General features: G+C 68.3%; 13 protein-coding genes. 9 read left to right on the forward strand and 4 right to left on the reverse strand.

The window, feature by feature from the left end; translation table 11 throughout:
- Window positions 1-3: 3 nt before the first annotated feature.
- The 4 genes from QSK05_RS19760 (at window position 4) to QSK05_RS19775 (ending at window position 3865) form a co-directional block, all read left to right on the forward strand.
- Complete coding sequence (locus QSK05_RS19760) at window positions 4-1302, forward strand: branched-chain amino acid ABC transporter permease (protein WP_285598727.1); 1299 nt, start codon at window positions 4-6, stop codon at window positions 1300-1302.
- Window positions 1299-2135 carry an ABC transporter ATP-binding protein gene (locus QSK05_RS19765; protein WP_285598728.1) on the forward strand — a complete coding sequence of 279 codons (837 nt, stop codon included), beginning with the start codon at window positions 1299-1301 and terminating at the stop codon, window positions 2133-2135. Before QSK05_RS19760 ends, QSK05_RS19765 begins: the two co-directional genes overlap by 4 nt.
- 74 nt (window positions 2136-2209) lie before the next feature.
- A complete protein-coding gene (locus QSK05_RS19770) occupies window positions 2210-2896 on the forward strand; it encodes an ABC transporter ATP-binding protein (protein ID WP_502879791.1) in 687 nt (228 codons plus the stop codon).
- 327 nt (window positions 2897-3223) lie between these two features.
- On the forward strand, window positions 3224-3865 hold the full coding sequence (locus QSK05_RS19775; protein ID WP_285598730.1) for a GNAT family N-acetyltransferase: 642 nt from the start codon (window positions 3224-3226) through the stop codon (window positions 3863-3865).
- A gap of 164 nt (window positions 3866-4029) precedes the next feature.
- Here the strand turns inward: QSK05_RS19775 and QSK05_RS19780 are convergent, their stop codons facing one another.
- Window positions 4030-4464 (reverse strand): hotdog fold thioesterase, encoded by a 435-nt coding sequence (locus QSK05_RS19780; protein ID WP_285598731.1) that lies wholly within the window; start codon window positions 4462-4464, stop codon window positions 4030-4032.
- Between QSK05_RS19780 and polA the strand changes: the two genes are divergently transcribed.
- Complete coding sequence (polA, locus tag QSK05_RS19785; RefSeq protein ID WP_502879786.1) at window positions 4463-7207, forward strand: DNA polymerase I; 2745 nt, start codon at window positions 4463-4465, stop codon at window positions 7205-7207. The genes QSK05_RS19780 and polA overlap by 2 nt on opposite strands.
- 129 nt (window positions 7208-7336) lie before the next feature.
- On the opposite strand, the gene QSK05_RS19790 is transcribed toward polA, so the two are convergent.
- Window positions 7337-8143, reverse strand: a complete 807-nt coding sequence (locus tag QSK05_RS19790) for a class I SAM-dependent methyltransferase (RefSeq protein WP_502879787.1) — start codon at window positions 8141-8143, stop codon at window positions 7337-7339.
- A gap of 250 nt (window positions 8144-8393) precedes the next feature.
- Here QSK05_RS19790 and rpsA point away from each other — a divergent pair, with 250 nt between their 5' ends.
- The 4 genes from rpsA (at window position 8394) to QSK05_RS19810 (ending at window position 13408) form a co-directional block, all read left to right on the forward strand.
- Window positions 8394-9905: a 30S ribosomal protein S1 gene (rpsA, locus tag QSK05_RS19795; protein ID WP_285598734.1), complete on the forward strand. Its 1512-nt coding sequence runs from the start codon at window positions 8394-8396 to the stop codon at window positions 9903-9905.
- Between the two features lie 149 nt (window positions 9906-10054).
- Window positions 10055-10651 (forward strand): dephospho-CoA kinase, encoded by a 597-nt coding sequence (coaE, locus tag QSK05_RS19800; RefSeq protein WP_285598735.1) that lies wholly within the window; start codon window positions 10055-10057, stop codon window positions 10649-10651.
- A gap of 56 nt (window positions 10652-10707) precedes the next feature.
- Window positions 10708-12813 (forward strand): excinuclease ABC subunit UvrB, encoded by a 2106-nt coding sequence (gene uvrB / locus QSK05_RS19805; protein WP_285598736.1) that lies wholly within the window; start codon window positions 10708-10710, stop codon window positions 12811-12813.
- Between the two features lie 67 nt (window positions 12814-12880).
- The gene (locus QSK05_RS19810; RefSeq protein WP_285598737.1) at window positions 12881-13408 is read left to right on the forward strand and encodes a barstar family protein; all 528 of its coding nucleotides are present in this window, start codon (window positions 12881-12883) and stop codon (window positions 13406-13408) included.
- A 61-nt stretch (window positions 13409-13469) separates the two neighbouring features.
- Here QSK05_RS19810 and QSK05_RS19815 read toward each other — a convergent pair whose 3' ends face one another.
- Together QSK05_RS19815 and QSK05_RS19820 are read right to left on the reverse strand one after the other, a co-directional pair.
- Window positions 13470-14519 carry a homocysteine S-methyltransferase family protein gene (locus QSK05_RS19815; protein ID WP_285598738.1) on the reverse strand — a complete coding sequence of 350 codons (1050 nt, stop codon included), beginning with the start codon at window positions 14517-14519 and terminating at the stop codon, window positions 13470-13472.
- A gap of 26 nt (window positions 14520-14545) precedes the next feature.
- Entirely contained in the window at window positions 14546-15733 is a 1188-nt protein-coding gene (locus QSK05_RS19820) for an NAD(P)/FAD-dependent oxidoreductase (protein WP_285598739.1), read from the reverse strand.
- Window positions 15734-16207: the final 474 nt, after the last annotated feature.

Genomic DNA, 16207 nt, shown 5'->3' on the forward strand with positions numbered 1-16207 from the left:
CCGATGTCGACCACAACTCCCGCCGCCCCGCCGGTGGTGAAACCCCCCGCTCCCAAGACCTCGTTCGCGTCCCGTTTCGGCTGGCCGCTCGGCTTCCTGATCCTCGCGATCGTCGTCTTCTCGTTCAACCAGTGGATCCTGCCGGACGCCAACGGCGAGTTCCGCACCGGCTACAACAACTGGCTCCCGATGACGGCCGTCAACGAGGCGGTCATCTGGGCGATCTTCGCGCTCGGCCTGAACATCGTGGTCGGCTACTCCGGCCTGCTCGACCTGGGTTACGTGGCCTTCTGGGGCATCGGCGGCTACGTCGCCGGCTGGCTGATGGCACCGTTCGCCAACCAGGTCACACCGGCCTGGGCCGACCTGAGCATCAACATCTTCGGGCATCCGCTGCCCGGCCAGGATCGCGGTATCCACATCAACTTCTGGCTGGTGCTGATCATCGCGGCGCTGGTCTGCGCCCTGGCCGGCGTGATCATCGGGGCCCCGACCCTGCGGCTGAAGAGCGACTACCTGGCGCTGGTCACCCTGGGCTTCGGCGAGATCCTGCCGGAGGTCTTCCGTAACGGTGAGCGTGTGGGCCCGGACGGCAAGTGGAACATCACGAACGGCACCAAGGGCATCACCGGTATCGACCAGATCCCGACCGGCCCGTTCCAGCTGATCCCGGGTGTGCCCGCGACCATCGGCACGTTCGACCTGACGTTCAAGTTCATCGTGTTCGCGCTGCTGCTGGCGCTGGCCATGTTCGTCTCGCTGCGCATCCGTGAGGGCCGGCTCGGCCGGGCCTGGCTGGCCATCCGAGAGGACGAGCTGGCCGCCAGCATGATGGGCGTGCCGCTGATGCGGATCAAGCTGTCCGCCTACGCGGTCGGCGCGGCCTTCGGCGGTATCGGTGGCGTCTGCTATGCCACGCACGTGGGTGGTGTGCTGGCTGACCGGTTCAACTTCTCGGTCTCCATCACGCTGCTCGCCATGGTGGTGCTCGGCGGTATGGGCAACGTCTGGGGTGTCACGGTCGGCGCCCTGGTGCTGGCCTGGATCAACTCCACCGGCCTGGCCCAGCTGGGCAACGTCTGGAACGACGCCACCGGCTCGAACGTGAACTTCGCGTCGCACAACTTCCTGATCTTCGGTGCGGTGCTGGTGCTGTTCATGCTGTTCCGGCGAGAGGGTCTCATCCCCGAGACCCGCACCAAGCAGGTGCTGCAGGAGCCCGAACGCGGCGAGATCGAGTCGCTGGGCGCCGAGATGGAAGGCACAGCCGAGGACACCGCGGCGGAGGGAACGAAGAAATGACCACCACCGCGTCCGAGCCGACCACCCCGGTGGCGGAGGCCACGCCTGCCCTGCAGGCCGACCACATCACCGTGCAGTTCGGTGGCCTGACGGCCGTCAACGACGTCTCGTTCACCGTGCCCGAGAAGTCGGTCGTCAGCCTGATCGGCCCCAACGGCGCCGGCAAGACGACGTTCTTCAACGTGCTCACCGGCCTGTACCGGCCGACCACGGGCAACGTCACGCTGGACGGCAAGACCGTGACCGGTCTGCCGGTTCACAAGATCGCCTCCCAGGGCCTGGCCCGCACGTTCCAGAACATCCGGCTGTTCAACCTGATGACGGCCGAGGAGAACGTGATGGTGGCGATGCACAGCCACCTGAAGTCGGGCATCTTCGGCACGGTGCTGCGCACCCCGCGCCAGCGCCGGGAGGAGAAGGAGGCCCGCGAGTTCGCCCGCGAGCTCCTCGACTACATGGGCATCGGCAAGACCGCCGACGACTACGCCCGCAACCTCTCCTACGGTGACCAGCGTCGTCTGGAGGTGGCCCGGGCACTGGCCCTGCGGCCCAAGGTGCTGCTGCTCGACGAGCCCACGGCCGGCATGAACCCGCAGGAGTCGGCTCAGTTCGTCGAGTTCATCCGCAAGCTGCGCAACGACCGCGACGTCTCGATCCTGTTGATCGAGCACGACATGAGCGTCGTGATGAAGGTCAGCGAGCGCGTCACGGTGCTCGACCAGGGCGCCAAGATCGCCGAGGGTCTGCCCGCCGAGATCCAGTCCGACCCGCGGGTCATCGAGGCGTACCTGGGCAAGACCGGTACCGAAGAGGGATACGGAGGCGACCTGTGAGCACCCCCACGGATGCGGCCCCGGCACAGCCCGGAGTCCGCAAGGCCGGCGAGGACCTCCTCACCGTCACCGATCTGCACGTCTACTACGGCAACATCGCCGCGGTGAAGGGTGTCTCGCTCTCGGTCAAGCCGGGCGAGATCGTCACGCTGATCGGATCGAACGGCGCGGGCAAGTCCACCACGCTGCGCACCATCTCGGGTCTGCTGCGCCCGCGTACCGGCACCGTCGTCTTCGACGGCAAGTCGCTCGTGGGTATCCCCGGGCACAAGGTCGTCGGGCACGGCATCTGCCAGAGCCCCGAGGGCCGGCGCATCTTCCCCAAGATGAGCGTCGAGGAGAACCTCGAGCTCGGTGCCTTCCTGCGCAACGACAAGGCGGGCATCGAGGCCGACAAGGAGCGGGTGCTCGACCTTTTCCCGCGCCTGAAGGAACGCATCCACCAGAAGGCCGGCACGATGTCCGGTGGTGAGCAGCAGATGCTCGCCGTCGGTCGGGCCCTGATGGGCAGCCCGAAACTGCTGCTGCTCGATGAGCCCTCGATGGGTCTGGCGCCGGTTCTGGTCGACCTGATCTTCGACACCATCCGCACCATCCGTGACCAGGGCACCACGGTTCTCGTGGTGGAGCAGAACGCGCTCGCCGCCCTGCGGATCGGGGATTACGCGTACGTGCTGGAATCGGGTCACCTGAAGCAGGAGGGCATTGCCCGGGAACTGCTGAAGGACGACAGCATCGTCAAGGCCTACCTCGGTGGCTGAGGTTATTTCCTGACGAACGGGCAGAGCAGAACACGTGAGGCCGGGCCCCGATCGGGACCCGGCCTCACGGCATTCCCGGGCCGTTTTCCCGACCCACGATGAATTTATCCGACAGGCGTCGAAGAAAACATCGGGCCAGGCGGAATTCACTGGCATGGATGAGTGGCGGCGATCTCGCGGGCTGAGATTTTCTCGATTCGATCCGCCTGATTCGCCGCAGTTCGCCATGATGTGGCTCGGTCGTGGTGATGCCGCGACCCGGCGCCGGGTGTGATGGCGTCGTGGAGACCGGGGCACGATTCCCGGTCGGGTGGCCAGGAGGCCAAGGTGTCCCGAGAACCGGTCGAGATCCGGCGGGCGGTCGAGATCAGACGGGCGTCGGTGGACGACGTCGGCGAGATCCTCGCCCTCTGGGAGGCCTCCGCGGCGGAGGGCCCGCGCACGGTCCGGGCGCCGCACGCCGGCCCGTCCGGCCAGGCCGGCCAGGCCGCGGAGCGACTGGTCGAGGCGATCGGTAGCGGTGCGCTGGAGGTGCTCGTGGCGCGCTCGGGGGAGCGGGCCGTGGGGTTCCTGGTGATGCGTGAGACCACGCTCAACGTGCTCACCGGCTCGACCGCGCTGTCCATCGACGAGTTCTACGTGGCGCAGGCCGACCGGCGGCACGGGGTGGCTCGGGCGATGCTGGCCCAGGTCGCCGGGCACGCCGAGCGGCTGGGGGTCGAACAGGTCGTGGCCGGGGTGCCGCCCTGGGCCAAGGAGACGCACCGGTACTTCGCCCGCCTCGGTTTCGCGCCGGTCCTGCTGCGCCGCGCCTCCACTCCGACGGCCCTGCGCCGTCGTCTGGCCGGCGCCGACGCCCAGCGGGGGGCCCTGGAGAACCTGCTGGCCCGGCGACGCTCACTGCGCGCCCGGGCCCGTCGGCAGGGACCTGTGGGCGGTCCGGTCGACGAGGCACCGGTCACGGCCTGAACAGGGGACGCGCGGGAGACCTGGGGCTCTCGGGTCACCTGGTCGTCCGGCACGAAGCAAGGGGACGCGGGGGAGGCCCGGGCGCGCAGGTCGCCCGCGGGCCCGCCCACCCGGGTGGGCGGGAAGGTGAGGTGGGGCCGGAAGGGCTTACTTCGTCCGCAATTTCAGCTCTTGGTCGGGTCCGGCAGGAACATGCAGGTGAGCCGCGAGGTGCAGACCCGCTTGCCGCTCTCGTCGAGAATCTCGATCTCGTAGGTCGCGGTGCTGCGGCCGCGGTGCACGGCCTGCGCGGTACCGGTGACGGTGCCGGAGCGCAGACCGCGGTGGTGCGTCGCGCTGATCTCCAGACCCACGGCCATCATGCCCATGGTGCTCGCATGCATGTTGGCGGCGATCGACCCGACGGTCTCGGCGAGAACCGCGGACGCGCCGCCGTGCAGCAGGCCGAACGGCTGGGTGTTGCCCTCGACCGGCATCGTGGCGACCGTGCGCTCAGCACTGATCTGCGTGATCACGATGCCCATCTTGTCGGTCAGGGCGGAGGAGAAGTCCAGGGCAGCGGCGTCGCCTGCCGTCGGGACACCAAGACTGTCGGACATGGGCCATAGGGTGTCAGACGTGAGCGAGACAACGACCCCGGGGGCATCTGCCACCCGCCCACGGCTTCTGCTGATCGACGGTCATTCCCTGGCCTACCGCGCGTTCTACGCGCTGCCCGTGGAGAACTTCTCCACGGCCACCGGCCAGGTGACCAACGCTGTCTACGGCTTCACCTCGATGCTGATCAACGTGCTGCGCGACGAGGCGCCCGATCACGTCGCCGTGGCCTTCGACGTCTCCCGGCAGACCTTCCGCACCGAGACCTACGCCGAGTACAAGGGCAATCGGTCCAAGTCGCCGGAAGAGTTCGGGCCGCAGGTCTCGCTGATCAAAGAGGTCTTGGCCGCTCTGCGCGTGCCGATGCTGGAGAAACCCGGCTACGAGGCCGACGACATCCTGGCCACCCTCTCCACCCAGGCGTCCGACGCCGGGTACGAGGTGCTGATCTGCTCCGGCGACCGCGACACCTTCCAGCTGGTCCGCGACAACGTCACGGTGCTGTACCCCACCCGAGGCGTCTCCGAGCTCTCCCGCATGACGCCCGCCGCGGTCGAGGCGAAATACGGCCTGCTGCCCGAGCGCTACCCCGACCTGGCCGCGCTCGTCGGTGAGACCAGCGACAACCTGCCCGGCATCCCCGGGGTGGGGCCGAAGACGGCCGCCAAATGGGTCGGCCTGTACGGCGACCTGGACGGCATCGTCGCCAGCGCAGACCAGATCAAGGGCAAGGCCGGGCAGAGCCTGCGCGACCACCTGCCCCAGGTGCTGATCAACCGCCAGGTCAACGGCTTGGTCCGCGACCTCGACCTGCCGCTGGGCCCGGCCGACCTACGGCTGCCCGGCTGGGACCGCGAAGAGGTGCACCAGGTGTTCGACGGCCTGGAGTTCCGGGTGCTGCGCGAGCGCCTGTTCGCCACCCTGGCCACGCCTGAGCCCGAGGCCGAAGAGGGCTTCGACCTGGTCGGCGAGAAGCTCACCGGTGAGGCCGTCGGAGCCTGGCTGCAGGCGAACACCGCCGTGCCGGTAGGCATCACGGTGCTCGGTACGTGGAAGGCGGGCCACGGCGACGCCACCGGCCTGGCCGTCGCGGCTCCCGAGCCCTCGCCCGGCAAGCCCGGCCCGGCCGCGTTCGTGAACCTGGTCGAGGCCGATCCGGAAGCGCTCGCCGCCATCACCACCTGGCTCGCCGACGCCTCCCGGCCCAAGGTGCTGCACGACGCCAAGGGCCCGCTCACCGCGCTGTCCGACCGCGGCCTGGTCGTCGAGGGCATCATCGGCGACACCGCGCTCGCCGCCTACCTGTGCCTGCCCGATCAGCGCAGCTACGACCTGGCCGACCTCACGGTGCGGCACCTGGGCCGAGCGCTGAAGGCCGAGGAGGCGCCGGTCAACGAGCAGCTCACGCTCGACATGGACGAGACGGCCGGCCCCGACGAGGGCGATCTGGCCATGGTGCGGGCCCGTGCGGTCATCGACCTGTGGGGCGCGCTGCAGTCCGATCTGGCCGCGCGCAACGCCTCCGGCCTGCTCACCGACGTCGAGCTGCCGCTGCTCGGGGTGCTGCGCGTGATGGAGCACCACGGCATCGCCATCGACCAGGACGCCCTGGGCACCCTCGACAGCTACTTCGCCGCGGCGGTGGCCGACGCCGGCCAGCAGGCCTTCGCGGCGATCGGCAAGGAGATCAATCTCGGCTCGCCCAAGCAGCTCCAGGTGGTGCTGTTCGACGAGCTCGACATGCCGAAGACCAAGCGCACCAAGACCGGTTACACCACCGACGCCGAGGCGCTGGCCGACCTCTTCGCCAAGACCGAGCACCCGTTCCTGGCCCACCTGCTGCGCCACCGCGACGCCACGAAGCTGCGCCAGACCGTCGAGGGCCTGCTCAAGGCGGTCGGTGACGACGGCCGGGTGCACACCACCTATCTGCAGACCATCGCGGCCACCGGGCGCCTGTCGAGTACCGACCCGAACCTGCAGAACATCCCGGTCCGCACCGAAGAGGGCCGCCGTATCCGCGAGACCTTCGTCGTGGGGCCGGACTTCGAGTGCCTGCTGACCGCCGACTACTCGCAGATCGAGATGCGCATCATGGCCCACCTCTCGAACGACGAGGGCCTGATCGAGGCGTTCCGCAGCGGTGAAGACCTGCACCGCTTCGTCGGCAGCCGGGTCTTCTCGGTCGAGCCGGCCGACGTCACCGCCGAGATGCGATCCAAGATCAAGGCCATGAGCTACGGCCTGGCCTACGGTCTTTCGGCGTTCGGCCTGTCCCGGCAGCTGAACATCCCGGTGGACGAGGCGAAGACGCTGATGGAAGACTACTTCGACCGTTTCGGCGGGGTGCGCGACTATCTGCGCGGGGTCGTCGACGAGGCCCGCCGCACCGGCTACACCGAGACCATCCTGGGCCGCCGCCGCTACCTGCCCGACCTGGTCAGCGACAACCGGCAGCGTCGGGAGATGGCCGAGCGGATGGCTCTCAACGCGCCGATCCAGGGCTCGGCCGCCGACATCGTCAAGGTCGCCATGCTCGAGGTCGACCGCAAGCTCCGTGAGGAGGGCCTGCGGTCGCGCATGCTGCTCCAGGTGCACGACGAATTGGTGCTGGAGGTGTCGGCGGGGGAGCGGGAGCAGGTCGAGGCCCTGGTGCGCGAGGCCATGGCCGGCGCTGCGGAGCTGAACGTGCCCCTCGACGTCTCGGTCGGCGTCGGCCGGTCCTGGCACGAGGCGGCTCACTGACCAGCCACGCCCCGGCGACAGCCGCACCACCCACGCGGAGATAGCAGGCTAGGGCGCCAGGTGTTCCCCGGGATTCGGCTCAGCGTGTGCATTCCTTGCGTCATCAGGGCAAGGAATGCACACGCTGACTCAGTTCTGCAGCTCGCTGACGAAGATGGCCGTGCCCGGGATCAGCCAGCCCCGCAGAGGACTCCACCCGCCCCACACGCGCTGCACATCGTCCGGCCATTCCGGTTCGACCAGATCGACCAGCCGGAAGCCGGCGGCGGCCAGTTCACGCACCCGGTCGCCGATCGTGCGGTGGTGCTCGGAGTAGCTGACGGCGCCGGAGTCGTCGGTCTCCACATAGGGCGTGCGGTTGAAATAGGAGCGGCTCACGGTGAGGCCGGGCTCGCCCCCGTCATCGGGGAAGGCCCAGCGCACCGGGTGGGTCACGGAGAACACCCAGCGTCCGCCCGGCCGCAGCACCCGGGCGACCTCGGCGTGGACGCGCTCGGGGTCGGCGACGAAGGGGAGAGCGCCGTAGGCGGTGAAGACGATGTCGAAGGAGGCGTCGGCGAACGGGAGCGCCCTCGCGTCGCAGACCAGGCGGGGCGGCGGGCCGTCGGGGTGATCGGGCGAGCGGCGCAGCATCGCGGCCGAGATGTCGGTCGCCACGGCGCGGGCCCCGACCGAGCGCAGCCAGGCCGAGCTGTCGGCGGTGCCCGCACCCACCTCGAGCACGTCCTGGCCCGCGACCGGACCGAGCAGCCGGGCGTCGGCCTCGTCGAGCAGTTCCGGGCCCCAGATCAGCCGGCCGGCCAGATCGGTGCCGTGTTCCTGCTGGTACTCGGCGGCGTTCTCGTCCCACCAGGCGCGGCCGGCGCGCGCACTCTCCTCGGCCCCGGCCTCGCGGTAGCCGGCCGAACGCAGATCGCTTGTGCTCACGCGGAGCATCCAAGCGCACCGGGCGCCAGAACGTGCGGGTCGGGGGTTGCTCAGGTCGGCGTGCGTCCCGAGCCCGGGCGTGTCGCGGAGGGTGCGGCTTTGCCCTGCCTTCCTGTGAGCGATAGGCTAGGGAAGGCGCAACTGGGCTTTCTGACTAGCGAGATCAACCGGAGAAATTCGGGTGGATCCCGGGAGCCGGGGTGGCTGCGCCCACATCCATGTCCCATCTATAAACAGTCCGCATCGGAGCCCCTACTTTATGACCACCAGCACGGCCGAGAAGGCTCGTACGCCGCAGATCGCGATCAACGACATTGGTAGCGAGGCCGACTTCCTCGCCGCCATTGACGAAACCATCAAGTACTTCAACGACGGCGACATCGTCTCCGGGACGATCGTCAAGGTTGATCGCGACGAAGTGCTGCTCGACATCGGCTACAAGACTGAGGGCGTCATTCCCTCGCGCGAACTCTCGATCAAGCACGACGTCGACCCCAACGAGGTCGTTACCGTCGGCGACGAGGTCGAGGCTCTTGTTCTCCAGAAGGAGGACAAAGAGGGGCGCCTGATCCTCTCGAAGAAGCGGGCTCAGTACGAGCGCGCCTGGGGCACGATCGAGAAGATCAAGGAAGAAGACGGCATCGTCACCGGTACGGTGATCGAGGTTGTCAAGGGTGGTCTGATCCTCGACATCGGGCTCCGCGGCTTCCTCCCGGCCTCGCTGGTTGAGATGCGCCGCGTCCGTGACCTGCAGCCGTACGTCGGCAAGCAGATCGAAGCCAAGATCATCGAGCTCGACAAGAACCGCAACAACGTGGTTCTGTCCCGCCGTGCCTGGCTCGAGCAGACCCAGTCCGAGGTGCGCCAGACCTTCCTGCAGACGCTGCAGAAGGGCCAGGTCCGCTCCGGTGTGGTCTCCTCCATCGTCAACTTCGGTGCGTTCGTCGACCTCGGCGGCGTCGACGGTCTGGTCCACGTCTCCGAGCTGTCCTGGAAGCACATCGACCACCCGGGTGAGGTTGTCGAGGTCGGCCAGGAAGTCACGGTCGAGGTTCTCGACGTCGACATGGACCGCGAGCGCGTGTCCCTGTCGCTGAAGGCGACCCAGGAAGACCCGTGGCAGCAGTTCGCCCGTACCCACGCGATCGGTCAGGTCGTCCCGGGTAAGGTCACCAAGCTGGTGCCGTTCGGTGCGTTCGTCCGCGTCGACGAGGGTATTGAGGGCCTGGTCCACATCTCCGAGCTGGCCGAGCGCCACGTGGAGATCCCGGAGCAGGTCGTCCAGGTCAACGACCCGATCTTCGTCAAGGTCATCGACATCGACCTGGAGCGTCGTCGGATCTCCCTCTCGCTGAAGCAGGCCAACGAGGCCGGCTCCGGTGCGGGCGCCGAGACGTTCGACCCGGCTCTCTACGGTATGGCGGCCGAGTACGACGAGGCCGGCAACTACAAGTACCCCGAGGGCTTCGACCCCGAGACCAACGACTGGCTCGAGGGCTTCGAGAAGCAGCGTGAGGAGTGGGAGCAGCAGTACGCCGCGGCCCACGAGCGCTGGGAAGCCCACCGTAAGCAGATCGAGGAGGCGAGCGCGGCCGAGGCCGAGGCTCAGGCCGCCGGTGTCGACGAGGCTGCGGCCTCTTCGTCCTCGTCGTCTTCCTCTTCGTCGGGCTCCAGCTCGAGCTACTCCAGCGAGCCGGCGGCGGCCGAGGGTACCCTCGCCACCGACGAGGCGCTGGCTGCTCTGCGGGAGAAGCTGACCGGCGGCAACTGACCGCTGATCCAGTAGGTCCTGCTCAGGGTGTAGTCCCTAGCTCAGGAAGGCCCGGTTCCCTCTTCGGAGGGGCCGGGCCTTCCGGCTGGGGGAGGGTGTTGCCCGGACCTTCGCCGTCCGACCGGGGCGTCGCCATCTAAACTGCGGTCATGGTACGAACCGCTCTCACGGGGGGCATCGGGGCCGGTAAGTCGACGGTCTCGCGGCGGCTCTCCGACCTTGGCGCGATCATTCTCGATGCTGATCTGATCGCCCGGGAGGTGGTCGAGCCGGGCACCAGTGGCCTGGCGGAGATCGTCGCGACCTTCGGGAAGAAGATCCTGCGGGACGATGCCACGCTGAACCGGCCCGCGCTGGGGAAGATCGTGTTCGCCGACGAGAAGAAGCTCGCCCGGTTGAACTCGATTGTGCACCCCAGGGTGGCGGCGCGGATGGACGAGATCGTGCACGCCGCCCCCGAGGACGCGGTGCTGGTGCACGACGTGCCGCTGCTCGTGGAGAACCATCACCGGGCCGAGTACGACCTGGTGATGGTGGTGTTCGCGCCGGAGGAGGAACGTATCCGTCGGCTGGTCGACGACCGCGGCATGACCCGGGACGACGCCCGGGCGAGGATCGCTGCACAGGCCACGGACGCACAGCGGGCCGAGGTGGCCGATGTGGTGCTGGACAACTCCGGCTCGCTCGCGACCACTCTCGCGCAGGTGGATGCCTGCTGGCGCAACCACATCGAGCCGCTGAGGTAGCGCGCCGGGACCAGCCGGGAACAAGACTGTCGGTGGCTGCGCTTACGGTATTCGTCATGAGGCCAGTCACCGATCTGAAGCGCACGGTCGCACCGTTCACGGTGGTGTCCGAGTACCAGCCGAACGGCGACCAGCCCAAGGCCATTGCTGAGCTGACGAAGCGGGTCAAGGCAGGCGAGGAGCACGTGGTGCTGCTCGGTGCCACCGGTACCGGTAAGTCGGCCACCACGGCCTGGCTGATCGAGCAGGTGCAGCGGCCCACCCTGGTGATGGCACCGAACAAGACGCTCGCGGCGCAGCTCGCGAACGAGTTCCGGGAGCTGCTGCCCAACAACGCCGTCGAGTACTTCGTCTCGTACTACGACTACTACCAGCCCGAGGCGTACGTCCCGCAGACCGATACCTACATCGAGAAGGACTCCTCGATCAACGAGGAGGTCGAGCGGCTGCGGCACTCGGCCACCAACTCGCTGCTCACCCGGCGTGACGTGGTCGTGGTCGCCACGGTCTCGTGCATCTACGGCCTGGGTACCCCGCAGGAGTACATCGACCAGATGGTGCGGGTGAAGGTCGGGCAGCAGCTCGACCGCGACGACCTGCTGCGTCAGTTCGTGCAGATGCAGTACTCCCGCAACGACCTGGCCTTCACCCGGGGCACGTTCCGCGTGCGCGGTGACACGGTCGAGATCATCCCGATGTACGAGGAGCTGGCCGTCCGCATCGAGTTCTTCGGTGACGAGATCGACCGGGTCTACACGCTGCACCCGCTCACCGGCGAGATCGTGCACGAGGAGGAAGAGATGTACATCTTCCCCGCCTCGCACTACATCGCCGGGCCGGAGCGGATGGTGCGGGCGATCGAGCGGATCGAGGCCGAGCTGGCCGACCGGCTGGAAGAGATGGAGCGGCAGGGCAAACTGCTGGAGGCCCAGCGGCTGCGCATGCGCACCACCTATGACATCGAGATGATGCGTCAGGTCGGTTCCTGCTCGGGCATCGAGAACTACTCGTCCCACATGGACGACCGGCCTTCCGGCAGCGCGCCGAACTGTCTGCTCGACTACTTCCCCGACGACTTCCTGCTGGTGCTGGATGAGTCGCACAGCACCGTGCCGCAGATCGGTGCGATGTACGAGGGTGACGCGTCGCGTAAGCGCACGCTGGTGGACCACGGCTTCCGCCTGCCCAGCGCGATGGACAACCGTCCGCTGAAGTGGGAGGAGTTCCAGGACCGGATCGGCCAGACCGTCTATCTCTCGGCCACCCCGGGCAAGTACGAGCTGGGCCGGGCCGACGGTTTCGTCGAGCAGATCATCCGCCCGACCGGCCTGATCGACCCGAAGATCGTGGTCAAGCAGACCAAGGGCCAGATCGACGACCTGCTCGGCGAGATCCGCGACCGGTCGGAGAAGAACGAGCGCGTCCTGGTCACCACACTGACCAAGAAGATGTCGGAAGACCTCACCGACTACCTGCTGGAGCAGGGGGTGCGCGTGCGATACCTGCACTCCGAGGTCGACACGCTGCGCCGGGTCGAGCTGCTGCGGGAGCTGCGTCAGGGCGAGTTCGACGTGCTCGTGGGCATCAACCTGCTGCGTGAGGGCCTCGACCTGCCCGAGGTGTCGCTGGTCAGCATTCTCGACGCCGACAAGGAAGGCTTCCTGCGCTCGTCCACCTCCCTGATCCAGACGATCGGCCGCGCCGCCCGTAACGTCAGCGGCGAGGTACACATGTACGCGGACAAGATCACCCCGTCCATGGAATTCGCCATCGAGGAGACCAACCGCCGCCGCGAGAAGCAGGTCGCCTACAACACGGCCCACGGCATCGACCCCACGCCGCTGCGCAAGAAGATCCAAGACATCACTGACCTTCTGGCCCGCGAGGACGAGGACACCGAAGAGCTCCTCGGGGGCGGCGGTCGGCAGCGCAGCCGGGGCAAGGCACCGGTGCCGGGTATGAGCAGTGCCGCCGGGGCCAAGGCCCGTGCGGCCGGTGTGGAGAACGTGCCCGCCACCGACCTGGCCGACCTGATCCAGCAGCTGACCGATCAGATGCACACCGCTGCCACCGAGCTCCAGTTCGAGCTGGCAGCCCGGCTCCGTGACGAGATCCGCGACCTGAAGAAGGAGCTGCGCGGTATGCAGGCGGCCAACGCGTAGAACTATTGCCGGTGAGCTCCGTGCGTCCGTGCCTCGTGAGGGCGGTCGGCTTGAGAGCATGACCCTGATGAAGCCCTCGCCTATCCTGCTGCGGACGGAGGACACCTTCCGCCCGCTGCTCCGCCCGGCCGACGAGAGATCCCACGCCCTGGCCCAGCGTGGGTGGTCGGAAGCGGGTCTCGTGGTCCGCGCCGTACGGGGCCGTAAGTGCCGCACGCGGCAGGGACTGTTCGACGAGTTCGCGGCGGCGCTGCAGTTTCCCTGGTTCTTCCCGGAGACCTGGGACGCCTTCGGTGACTGCCTGGCCGATCTGGACTGGATGCCGCACCAGGCCGGGCACGTGCTGATGCTGAAGGAACCCGAGCAGGTGCTGATCGACGGGCCGGATGCCGACTTCGCCGCTCTCGTCGAGTTCTTCCGTTCGGCCGCCCGGGAGTGGGGCACGCCGGCCGCGCGTGACACCTGGTACGACCGACCGCCCGTGCCCTTCCACGTCGTGCTCGCCTGCCTGCCGCACCACACCGACGACACCCGCAACCGCTGGGAGGCCGAGGCCGAGCTGATCCTGCTCCCCGACCCCGCCACCGACTACTAAGGACGCCCACCACGGCCGTCGTGGTGGGCGTCCCCTGGTAGTCGCGATCGTGGGGGCTCTCTCAGGCCGGGGTGGCCGCGCTCCAGTCACCCATGACGTCCTGGGCGGAGTGGTCGGCCGGGGTGCCCAGCACCGGGTGCAGGTCGAGCGCGGGGGAGTAGCGGCTGGCCGGCGTCTCGCGGCCCAGGGCCTCGGCCATCGCGCGGACGTAGTGCGGTGCTCCGCCGCAGCAGATCCCGACGAACGAGACACCCAGATCGGCCGCGCGCCGGGCCCAGTCGGCCATCTCGAAACGGGTGTGCGCGTACGGCTCCAGGGCGATCGGGAAGGCCCGGCCACCACCGGGTGACTCCAGGGACTCGAAGGCCGGGGTGGTGGGGCTCGTGCGGTAGGGCACCGGCTGGGCGGCGATCGGGATGTCGACCGCCGCACGCAGCTTCTCGAGCATCGGCATCATCGTCTCGGGCCCCCGTGAGCAGTTGAACCCGACCACGGCCGCGCCGGCATCGGCCAGGCGCTTGCACGCGTCGATGTAGTCGTAGCCGTCGTAGGTCTTCTCCGGCTGCACGCTGGCGAAGGTGACCACGGCGGGAAGGTTCAGCTCCTGACACACCTCCAGGCCGATCAGCGCCTCACCGACGAAGTCGTTGGTCTCGGCTATCACGAAGTCCACGCCCTCGTCGACGGCCCAGGTCAGCTGCTCGCGGTACTGCTCGCGCACCACCGCGCCGGAGGCCTGCGGGTTCGCCGGGTCGTACGACCAGGTGTTGCAGATGTTCCCGGCCACGAGAGCACCGCCCTCGGCGGCGATCTCGTTGGCGATACGCACGGCCTGGCGGTTCAGCTCCTCCAGCTGCCCGTCCCGGCCGACGGCCTTCAGTTTCTCCCGGTGCGCGTAGTACGTCAGCGCCACCATCACATCGGCGCCGGCCCGCAGGAACTCGCGGTGCAGCTGCCGCAGGGCGTCCGGGTCGTCGAGGATCACCTCGGGCACGTACGGGCCGGCCTTGATGTAGCCGCGGCGCTCGAGTTCGAAGACGTAGCCCTCGGCGCCGATCATCACGCCGTCGGCCAGTCGCTCGGTAAAGGTGCGGGAGCTCGGTCGGGTCATGGCTCAGTCCTGTCTGGGAAGAGGTTTCAGGCGGTGACGAACCTGCTGGGGGCGAAACGGGCCACGTCGTAGACGGTTCCCTCCTGGCACGCGAGTTCGGCCAGTACCCGCCCGACCCAGGGCGCGTACTTGTAGCCGGTCCCGCGCCAGCCGACGCCGACGAAGACGTTGGCGAAACCGGGTACGGCGCCCAGCACGAAGTCGTCGTCGGCGACCAGGTCGTAGTCGCAGCCGTCGACGTCCGTCACGGGAACCGATGCGGCCTCCAGCAGGCCCGGCATGCACTGCTCGACGAAGTCGCCCACGCTGTTGATGCTCGTGGTGCCCCGCGGCATGTCCGGCGGGTTGTAGAAGCCGATCTTCACGGCGTCGATCACGCCCTCGACGATCGGGTGCAGGTAGATCCCGGTGTCCAGGTACGCCATCACCGGCATCCGGTCGGACGTGTACAGATGCCGCGTCTGCGGGGTGGGCGTGAAGTACTTCGCCTCGCTGGGACGGTCCTTCGTGATCGGCACGTGCAGCTGGTTGCCCGGCAGCAGGGCCAGCACGTCGTTGGTTCCGTGCCCGGCCGTGATCACCAGTGATCGGGTGGTGAAGGTGCCGGCCGAGGTCGTGACCGTCACCAGCCCGTCGGCTGAGGCGTCGGGGTCGGCCTGGGCGATCTGCGTGGTCGAGGTGCGCTCGTGAACCGCCACCCCGACGTCCTGGAGTGACTGCTGAAGGGTCCGGGTGACGGTGCGCAGGTCGACCAGACCGCCGACCGGGTCCAGATCGCCGAGATCAGCCTTGAGATAGGGATACTCGGCGGCGATGCCCGCGGTGTCGTACGAGGTGACCGGGATGCCCAACCTCCGGAGCACCGTGGTGCTCAGCGTGGCGTAGGTGTGGTCAAGATCGGGCGTGATCGAGGTGCTGGCGATGTTCATGCACCCGCAACGCACCAAGACGTTGGCCCCGGTGGCGGTCTCGAACTCCGTCCAGAGCCGGATCGCCTCGTCGGCGAACCGGGTGTAGCCGGCCTCCAGATAGTCCCGCCGGTAGGAGCGGGTGCGGCCGAACGACGCCGTCATCGGGTCGCCGATCTCACCGACCTCCACCACCGCCACCCGGGAGCGGGTACGGCTCGCCTGATAGGCGGTGAACAGGCCCATCACCCCGCCGCCGATCACCAGCAGGTCGAGTACCTCACCGCGGCCAGTGCCGTCCGTCATGAACGATCTTCCTCTCAGTCACATCCCTGAGCGCAGATTAGGGTGCCGGAGGGCCGCAACGGGAGAGGGAATGGTGAAGCGGTTCACCGATGTAACAAACGACGTGGTTCCTGCCGCCGTTCGCCCCCCATGGGACCGTGTGGCCACCCCTACTGGTGACTGGTGGTGACCGCAGGTGTGGCTGTTCACTGATGGACGCGGAGGCGTCCGTCGGGATGACGGTGCCCCTCCCGGTTCCGGAGAGGAATCGGGTTCGCTCGTTCGCCTGTTCACAGGGCTGCCGGATGTCCGGCTTGTCACCCTGTGTCGTCGCGGGCTGTTGATGGCACCTCCGACGTTCGGCCCATAGGGTTCGACCGGGAGTGTCTGTTCCTTCACTCTGTGTCAGACTCGCGCCGTGGGGCGGCGAGTGAGCGAAGAGCGTCAGGGCCGCAGGCTGCCTGTCGGCAGACTGGGTCGTTTCGGCCGGTTCGG

Origin of the sequence: Kineosporia sp. NBRC 101731 (assembly GCF_030269305.1) — a bacterium.
Taxonomy (GTDB): Bacteria; Actinomycetota; Actinomycetes; order Actinomycetales; family Kineosporiaceae; genus Kineosporia.